The following is a 1,744-nucleotide window of genomic DNA, read 5'->3' as shown; positions in this document are numbered from 1 at the left end:
GTGTGTGGGGAATGCGGAGGCGAGGTTTGGAGAAGATGCGCTTAGAATTATGCGTGCGGTTCGTTTTGCGGCTCAGTTAGGCTTTGAAATCGAAGGTAAGACGCAGACGGCAATTCGAAAACTGGCATTCAGTTTAAGAAATATCAGTGCAGAGCGGATTCAGGTAGAACTGATTAAGCTTTTGACTTCTCCGCATCCAGAGCAGATTCGCCTGGCATATGAGCTTGGAATTACAGAAGTTATGCTGCCGGAATTTGACAGAATGATGGAAACTGCACAGGAGACACCACACCATTGTTATAATGTGGGGGAACATACCATTGCGGCATTGCAGCACTGCCCGTCTGATAAGATTCTACGGCTTACTATGCTGTTTCACGATATGGGAAAACCAGAAAAGAAAACCATCGATGAGAATGGAATCGCACATTTTAAAGGGCATGCCTTGGTCAGTGAAGCAATTGCAAAAGAGATTATGCACAGGTTGAAATTCGATAACGATACTCTGAGAAAAGTAACGAAGCTGGTCTATTATCATGACCTTCGTATGCCTGCCACACCACGCAATGTGCGCCGTGCCATGAACCGGATAGGAACGGATCTGTTTCCTTACTATTTAAACGTACGACGGGCGGATACACTGGCGCAGAGTATGTTCCGGCGTACAGAAAAGCTGGAGAACATTCAGGAAATTGAGAAAATTTACCTGCAGATATTGGAAATGCAGCAGTGTGTATCGCTGAAGGATTTAGCAGTAAAAGGGAATGATTTACTGGCTGTCGGTGTAGAACGCGGGCCGCAAATAGGGGAAACACTGAATAAGCTGTTGGAACTTGTGCTGGAAGAACCGGAAAAGAATGAAAAGGAACTGCTTTTGGCAGAGGTGACAAAGCGGTTGAAGAAATAGCAATTATCAGTCATATATTTATAAGAATTTTAAGATGAGAGCACAGAGTTTTCTGTGTTCTCTTTTTGTATATCAAGGCATACATTAGAGAGAGTATTGAAAGAAATATATAGGGGGAGTTCATGAGAGATTATGGTGTAAGCGTTTTAGAACAATATCCGATAGAAGTGATGAATGTGCGCAGGGTGCGTGGAGCGGTTCTGTGCGAAACCAATCAGGGACTTATGCTGTTAAAAGAAGCCGGAATGAGGGAAACCAGACTTCCGTTTCTGGTAGAGCTATATCAGCATTTACAGGAAGCCGGGATAGAGAAGGTAGATAGTTTTGTTGCAGACAAAGAAGGAAATTATATTGTGACGGCAGAAGATGAGACAAAGTATATGTTAAAACGATGGTTCCAAGGAAAAGAGTGTGATGCGTACAAAGAAAATGAACTTTTAGAATGTGTGCACATGCTGGGGCGTTTACATAAAGTTATGATTATGGAAAAAGAAGACGGAGAGTATGGAAAAAGGGAACGGACACTGTTGGAAGAGTATGAAAGGCATAACAGAGAACTTCGCAAAGTACAGTCTTATATTAAGCGTAAGAGTGTAAAAGGTTCTTTTGAACGGGAGTTTATGAAGGGTTATGAGAAAATGTACGGCTGGGCAAGGCTGGCAGTGGATAAATTGGAAGGTTCTATGTGCAGTGAACTACAGAGTGAGGTGCAGCGAAAGGGAACGGTTATCCATGGGGAATATAATTATCACAACCTGCTTATAGACACAGATGGAATTGCAATTACCGGATTTGAGAGGGCCCATTATGGAATTCAGTTAGAAGATTTGTATTATT

The 1,744-nt window shown here is 42.6% G+C and carries 2 protein-coding genes; both read left to right on the top strand.

Annotated elements, in window-relative coordinates:
* On the top strand, positions 1-907 hold a 907-nt coding region (locus tag Q0G30_RS14265; protein ID WP_294391432.1), incomplete at its 5' end, for an HD domain-containing protein.
* Positions 908-1,029: 122 nt separating this feature from the next.
* Positions 1,030-1,744: phosphotransferase (locus tag Q0G30_RS14260; RefSeq protein WP_294391429.1), on the top strand; the 715-nt coding region annotated here is incomplete at its 3' end.

The organism is uncultured Clostridium sp. (assembly GCF_934754925.1).
GTDB lineage: Bacteria > Bacillota > Clostridia > Clostridiales > Clostridiaceae > Clostridium.
Note: the sequence above shows the minus strand (reverse complement) of the source record. Positions and strands in the feature narration are given on the sequence as shown.